The 6,976-nt window shown below is 53.0% G+C and carries 6 protein-coding genes; 4 read left to right on the forward strand and 2 right to left on the reverse strand.

Going from position 1 to position 6,976, the window contains the following annotated elements; translation table 11 throughout:
- The first annotated feature begins 2 nt into the window (after window positions 1–2).
- Together HOLDEFILI_RS01175 and HOLDEFILI_RS01180 are read left to right on the forward strand one after the other, a co-directional pair.
- The gene (locus tag HOLDEFILI_RS01175; protein ID WP_006057493.1) at window positions 3–473 is read left to right on the forward strand and encodes a PTS sugar transporter subunit IIA; all 471 of its coding nucleotides are present in this window, start codon (window positions 3–5) and stop codon (window positions 471–473) included.
- Window positions 470–1,252 carry an aldose epimerase family protein gene (locus tag HOLDEFILI_RS01180; protein WP_006057494.1) on the forward strand — a complete coding sequence of 261 codons (783 nt, stop codon included), beginning with the start codon at window positions 470–472 and terminating at the stop codon, window positions 1,250–1,252. The genes HOLDEFILI_RS01175 and HOLDEFILI_RS01180 overlap by 4 nt, the downstream gene beginning before the upstream one ends.
- Window positions 1,253–1,389: 137 nt before the next feature.
- Here the strand turns inward: HOLDEFILI_RS01180 and HOLDEFILI_RS01185 are convergent, their stop codons facing one another.
- Window positions 1,390–2,295 (reverse strand): LysR family transcriptional regulator, encoded by a 906-nt coding sequence (locus HOLDEFILI_RS01185; protein ID WP_006057495.1) that lies wholly within the window; start codon window positions 2,293–2,295, stop codon window positions 1,390–1,392.
- A 166-nt stretch (window positions 2,296–2,461) separates the two neighbouring features.
- Between HOLDEFILI_RS01185 and HOLDEFILI_RS18145 the strand changes: the two genes are divergently transcribed.
- On the forward strand, window positions 2,462–4,432 hold the full coding sequence (locus tag HOLDEFILI_RS18145) for an endonuclease/exonuclease/phosphatase family protein (RefSeq protein WP_006057496.1): 1,971 nt from the start codon (window positions 2,462–2,464) through the stop codon (window positions 4,430–4,432).
- Between the two features lie 141 nt (window positions 4,433–4,573).
- On the opposite strand, the gene HOLDEFILI_RS01195 is transcribed toward HOLDEFILI_RS18145, so the two are convergent.
- A complete protein-coding gene (locus HOLDEFILI_RS01195; RefSeq protein ID WP_006057497.1) occupies window positions 4,574–5,515 on the reverse strand; it encodes a LysR family transcriptional regulator in 942 nt (313 codons plus the stop codon).
- Between the two features lie 125 nt (window positions 5,516–5,640).
- Between HOLDEFILI_RS01195 and HOLDEFILI_RS01200 the strand changes: the two genes are divergently transcribed.
- A partial coding sequence (locus HOLDEFILI_RS01200) for an MATE family efflux transporter (protein WP_006057498.1) occupies window positions 5,641–6,976 on the forward strand: 1,336 nt, incomplete at its 3' end.

Below are 6,976 nucleotides of genomic sequence, written 5' to 3' on the forward strand. Positions count from 1 at the left end.
GGATGATGGAATTGAATTTAAAAGAAGTATTGGACGAACGGGTAATAACCACTGCCCTGGACGTTAAGGATAAAGAAGAAGCGCTGCGGAAGATGAGCGGGATGCTGCTGGCTAACGGTTATATTGCGGACGTCGATCAGTTTATGGAGGATATTTATCTGCGGGAAGCGGAGGGAATTACCGGTATAGGCAACGGCGTCGCGATTCCGCATGGCAAAAGTAAAAGTGTAACCCGGATCGGTATCGCGATTGCAAAGCTGAAACAGGCGATTGCCTGGGAATCGTTAGATAATCAAAAAGTGGATCTGATTTTTCTGTTTTGCGTCAGCTCGGACAAAGATTTTGCCAAGAATCACATGCGGCTGCTGTCAAAGGTGGCGGCGCGGATCGCTGATGACGATCTGCTGAATCAGATTAAGGACAGCGGGCAGCCGCAGGAAATTGTATCGTTAATGTGCGGGGAAAGCGCATGAACGTTACCTTAAAGTCTGAGGTGCTGACGGTTTCTCTTAATCCTGAACGAGGGAATATCATTACTGAACTCATCCTGGGCGGCGTAAATCATATTTATCTTGATCAGGAGAATCTAAAGAGTGGTCAGCGGCCGCGATGCGGATGTCCAGTTTTATTTCCTTATGTGGGAATGCCGGAAAACGGCGAACTGGTGATTCATGATAAGCGTTATCCGGCTGGGATTCATGGCGTTGTCCATTCCTTGCCATGGCAGGTCAAGGCTCAGGATGAAAGGACAGCTGTCTTTGAATGTTCGGATACACCGGAAACAAAACAGACCTTTCCGTTTTCTTTTCGGCTGCAATCCCGGCTTTCAGTGGATGCTGGATCGCTGGTGTATCATACGCAAATAACGAATCAATCGAAGGAAGTGATGCCCTGCGATCTGGGGTTCCATCCGTTTTTCCGGATTTCTGATCTGCGGGCTTTGACTTTTGAAGCAGACGGCGAGACCTGTTCGTTCACTGAGGAACAGTTTCAGAGAATCACCGGCAGCGGCGTATTGCTTCGGGACTGTTCAGTGTTTTGCTGGCAGGATGAGCAGTTTTCATATCGGCTGGAAAATTTAATTGGATTTCGGAATCTGTTCTTGTGGAGCGGAAAGCCGGATACCTTTCTGGTTGTTGAACCGTGGACCGGCGAACAGAACGCGATCAACAGGAATATTCAGATGTTGAATCTGCTCTCAGGCGAAAGCGTGGAAACGGAATGGAAAATCACGGTGACCCAAAAATTGTGACCCCGGATAGTTAAAAGAAAAAACTGGTCGGTAAGGTAAAAATAAACCTTATTCTGCCAGTTTTTTTAATAGACATAAATGATCTGAGGAAACAAGATTGTCGCTAGAAGTTTATTCTGGGATAGAAAGATTCCTACTTAATGAGTACCCAGCTGTTCGAGATGCTCCGCCAGATCCTGATAAATCTGATCGAGCATACCCGGATCGGCATGGTGCGGCAGATAAACCATATTCAGTTCCCGCTTCAGGACGAAATCATTCACTGGGATTTCAACTAACGTGCCCTCAAGCAGCTCCGGATGGATGATATCCGCATGCAGAAAACCGATGCCGCAGCCGTTTTTGATCAATGTCTTCATGACATTCATGCTTCCGCACTGCACTAAACCGGCGAAGCTTTCGTAAGAAAGATTGTGCTCCGCCAGACCGGTCGGCAGGATTCCGCGCATCCGGGATTCCTTCTGCCGCACGACTAACGGATAATCGATCAGGTCGTTCAACATGACGTCTTTCTTCTGCGTCAGCGGATGGCCGACCGGGACAACCAGACCCATGTGCGTCATCTTGATCAGCCGGCTTTCATACACCGCTTTGTCGAAAAAGCCCTCGACTAACGCAAAATCGATCTCGCCCTGATCGAGCGCTTCCAGACAGGCCGTCGTTCCCGCGATTCGCATGCACAATTCAGTATTCGGATTCTCCTTCATCCACCGGCAGATCAGCGGCGGCAGGATGTATTCGCCGAAGGTGAAGGTGCAGTCAAACCGAAGCAATCGCCGGTTCTCCTGTTCCTGCCGCAGTCGTTCGATGATGTCCTGGCTTTGCACCTCCAACGCTAAAACCTGCTGATAAAACTGCTGCCCCATTTCCGTCAGCTGCAGCCGCCGATTATAATATTCGAAAAGCTTGATGTTGTAGGTTTGCTCCAGGTAGCGGATATGCTGCGACACAGCCGGCTGGCTCATGTGCAGCTGCTGGGCCGTTTTCGTGTAATTCAGCGTCTTGCTGAGAAGCAGGAAGGTTTTTAAGCGATAATCCAGCATGCTATCCCCTCGATTCTGATCTTATTATACCATAAGACGAATTTATGAATAACGAAATCTTACTTATCCATAAGAATCATGAATAGACAACAGCGGCGAAGATGAGTACACTATATTTAAGGGCAGGCGTCAACCTGCTCGCATTCGTTAACAACAGGAGGATACCATGAAAAAAATAATGAAATTCACGCTGGGCTTACTGCTGCTGATGCTGCCGGTCACCGGCTGCAGCGCTTCCCCGCAGACTTCAGCGGGAAGCTCGGGCCCGGTTACGCTGCGCGTCGGGACGTGGAATATTGCCGCAAAGAATCATCCCGATACCCAGGCGATGGCTGAACTCTTTGCTCAGCATCATCTGGACGCCGTCGGCATTCAGAAAGTCGACGTGCTCAACGACCGCAATCCGGTGGATATGGTCCAGAGCTTTGTGAATGAGGATTATCCCTATGCCCATTTCGCCAAAGGCCGTGATTTCGCGAACGGCGCATTCGGGGTCGGCATTCTTTCCCGCTATGAACCGCTGGCCGTTAGCTCGATCCCGTTGGAAAGCACCGGCAGCCGGGCGACCAAGACGCTGGAGCGCGTCGTCATTGAAAAGGACGGCGTTCAGATCGCCTTATACAACACCCATTTAAGCTGGGAAAACCTGGATCTGCGCCGCCGTCAGATCGCGCAGGTGATCGAGCGGGTGAATGCGGATCCGGTAGAATATAAAATCATCACCGCGGATTTTAATACTGATCAGCACGCTTACGAATATTCGATGTTTCGGGATAATTTCAATCTTGCCAACGGGTATAACGGAATGTGGTACGATACCTACCGCGAAGGCGACGATCCGTCGATGCAGGTGCTGACGATTGACAATGTGCTGTGCACGAAGAATATGCGGATTACGGATATCCAGCGGGTGGAGAGCGAATTGTCCGATCATGATCTGTTCTATGCTGAATTTGAATTGTTAGGTGAAGTGGAAGGCACAGCCAATACGGGCAACCGGGCTTTAGGTCAGAGCGTCGTGGTTTCTTCCACCAATGAAGAATGTTCACCGTATCTTTTAGTCGATTATGACAGAAAGACGCCGTGGGTTTCTGACGTTGCGGAGGCGCAGACGATTACGATTGAGCTGAACGAGGTGATCGCCGTGGAACAGATCAACGTTCTGTGGGGCGCGGTCCGTGCGGGAAGCTATGAAGTATCCGGATCGCTCGATGGGGAAACCTTCGAGCCAATCGCTGCTGTGGAAAAAGTGACGGACAGCGATGCGATTTCCGCTGAAAAGCAGGAAGTGAAGTTTGTGCGCCTGGATTTGTCAGGCAAGCAGGCTGCGGATCAAGGTTATGAAATCGCGGAGATTGAGATCTTTGGTGATCCGGTCCGGAAGCCGGCGGATCCCGCTGATTTATTGGCGAACGGCAGCTTTGAGGAAGACGGCGATGTGTTGCCGGCAGGATGGCATCTGAAGGAAGAGCAGCCAGGTTCTGCGGCGCTGACAGCTGCGGTCGATACGCAAACCCAGACGGAAGGCAGCCGGTCGCTGGCGCTGACGGCAGCGGGAACCGACGGTTCTGCCGCCGGGGTGCTCAGCACAGAGCTGGAATTAAAGCCGAATACCACCTATCAACTGGTTTTCCATCATAAGGCGGCCGGTTTGAGCAGCGACAGCTTCGGTCTGGAAATGACGCAGAAAACGGCGGCGGGCGAGGTCATCCCGACACATCAGGTCCAGCTGAACGATAATCTGTGCATGAGCGAAGACTGGGCGATTTACCGCTATGATTTTGTCACGGCGTATTCTGCCTCGACGCTGGAGCTGAGCTTTAAGCTGGGCGACGCTGAGGGCACGCTGTGGCTGGATGACGTGCAGATCCGGGAAGTGCTGCCGGTTCAGAACTTGTTTCTGAGCGCGGAAAAGAGCGGACTGAAGCCGGGAGAAACGACCCTTGTCACCTGCGAAGTTGTGCCGGAATCCGCGGACGATGTTCCGCTGCATTGGTTTTCCAGCGATGAGAGCGTAGCGGTCGTGGATGAGCAGGGTGTCGTGACGGCAATTCAGCCGGGTAAAGCTTATATCGGCGTGCGCGGCGACAGCGAACTGAAGGTGGAGTCTTCCTTGCTGCTGAGCGTGGAGAAATAGAAACAGACACAAAAAGAGCTGAATTGAATGATTTAAAACCATTTGATCCAAGCTCTTTTTTGCAGATCATATTTATGATTAGGGATATATACCTGCGGAAATTTGTTTTTAACATAAAGGTAGAAATCTGATTTGCATTCGTTAAATTGAGGATGACGAGGATCTTGAAGTATTCAACTGTTTTCGCACCAGCTCAATGAAATCCCGGGCATAATCTGGCAGGTACGCGCCCTTGCGGTAAGCTGCGGCATACTGCGTCAGCGTGCGCTGGCGGCCGACGGAGAAACACTGCGGCGCCGGCTGATACGCCTGCAGCTCGACCGCATGGATATCGCGGGTGAAAGAACAACCATAACCGGCTGCTGTCAGCGCCATCGACACATCGATGTTCTGAATCTCCAGAATCACGTTGGGCGTGAAGGCGTAATCATGAAACAACCGGTCTGTGATCTGCCGCGTGCGCTGATCCTTTTTCTGCAGGATAAACGGCCGCTCTTTGACCCAGCCAAGATCCAGCCATGGGTAACGATATCCCGGCCGCCGCTGAGCCTGACTGGCCAGCGGATCCTGCGGCGGCAGAAGCAGCACCAGTTCTTCAGTCCGGATCGTTTCCGTCACGATTTCCTTGCGGCGCGTCGGCAGCGAGAAAAACGCCAGATCCAGCTCGCCCCGGCACAACGCCTCCTCCAGAAACGCTGGGTCGTTTTCTTCAACGAGGAGTTTCACATGCGGATATTTGCGGGTGAATTCCGGCAGCACGTTGGGCAGCAGGGAAAAACTGCGGAAGATCGACAAGCCGATCCGCAGCTGTCCCCGGTGCACCTGGACGATATCCTGCATTTCCGCGTCCAGCTGTTTTTTCAAAAGCAGTATTTCCTGTGCCCGTTCAATATACTTTTCACCGGCATACGTCGGAATCAGCCGGTTGCCGGAGCGGGTGAACAACGGCTGGCCCACGCTCGTTTCCAGGCGCTGCAGAAACCGCGTCAGCGCCGGCTGGGTCAGATATAACTCCTGGGCCGCCTTGGTAACACTCTGATGCCGTGCCAGCGCCAGCACATACGTTAATTCTTTGAAATCCATGAGGCACTCCTTTCTTCTTTAATTATTACATGAAGTAATGAAAATCATAAAATCAATGAATTTGTGGAATCCTGATTTCCATTATACAATAAGAAGGTCGAAAAAAGGTTGAAAGAGGAGAAAATATGGGGAAACCAGAAACACAAGAGGAAAAATACAAAACGATGACGGAGAAGCCCGTGTCCAGCCTGATCTGCCGGTTAGCCGTGCCGACGATTATCAGCATGCTGGTAACGTCGTTTTACAACATGGCGGACACGTTCTTCGTCGCCCGGATCGGAACCAGCGCCACCGCGGCGGTCGGCGTATCGTTCGCGCTGATGGCGATCATCCAGGCCTTCGGCTTTTTCTGCGGTCATGGCTCGGGCAATTATATTTCACGCAAAATGGGGCAGCACCGCTTTGACGAAGCGCAGCAGATGGCGGCGACCGGCTTCTTTACGGCGCTGGCGCTGGGCACGGTGATCTTTTTGCTGGGGGAAATCTTGATCGATCCTTTGTGCCGGATTCTGGGCGCGACCGAAACCATTCTGCCCTATGCCCGCCAGTATCTGCGCTTAATCCTGATCGGCGCGCCGTATATGACGGCTTCGCTGGTGCTCAACAATCAGCTGCGCTTCCAGGGCAGCGCGTTCTATGCGATGGTCGGCATCGCCTCGGGGGCAGTGCTCAACATCGCTCTGGATCCGCTGTTCATCTTTGTCTTTGACATGGGGGTCAGCGGGGCTGCGCTGGCGACGATCATCAGCCAGTTCGTCGGCTTCGTGCTGCTGCTCAAGAGTACGACCCAGGGCGGCAACCTGCGCATCCGCCTGCGCAACGTTACGTTCTCCAAATACTACTATTCCCAGATCATCAACGGCGGCATGCCTTCGTTGTGCCGGCAGGGATTAGGCAGCGTGGCAACGATCTGTCTGAATTTGATGGCGGGGCCGTACGGCGACGCGGCGATTGCGGCGATGTCGGTCGTCGGCCGGGTGATGAATCTGGCGGCTTCGGTGGTGACCGGCTTCGGTCAGGGCTTCCAGCCGGTGTGCGGCTTCAATTACGGTGCCTTTCTGTATGACCGAGTCAAGGAAGGCTTCTGGTTCTGCGTGAAGGTCGCCACGGTGATCCTGATCGTGTTGTCGGCGGCCGGCTACCTGCTGGCCCCGCAGGTGATCCAGTTGTTCTCTAAAAATGATCCGCAGGTGATCGCGATCGGCACCCAGGCGCTGCGCTGGCAATGCCTGACCTTCCCGCTGTGCGGGTGGATTACGATCTGCAACATGATGCTGCAGACGATCGGAAAATCCTTCCGCGCTTCGCTGCTGGCGATGTCGCGGCAGGGGCTGTTCTTCATCCCGGCGGTGCTGCTCTTGCCGGCGCTGATCGGGATTCAGGGCGTGGAAATCGCCCAGCCGATTGCCGATGTGTGCAGCTTTGTGCTGGCGATTCCGCTGCAGCTCAGCGTGCTGCATG

Source organism: Holdemania filiformis DSM 12042 (assembly GCF_000157995.1).
Taxonomy (GTDB): Bacteria; Bacillota_I; Bacilli_A; order Erysipelotrichales; family Erysipelotrichaceae; genus Holdemania; species Holdemania filiformis.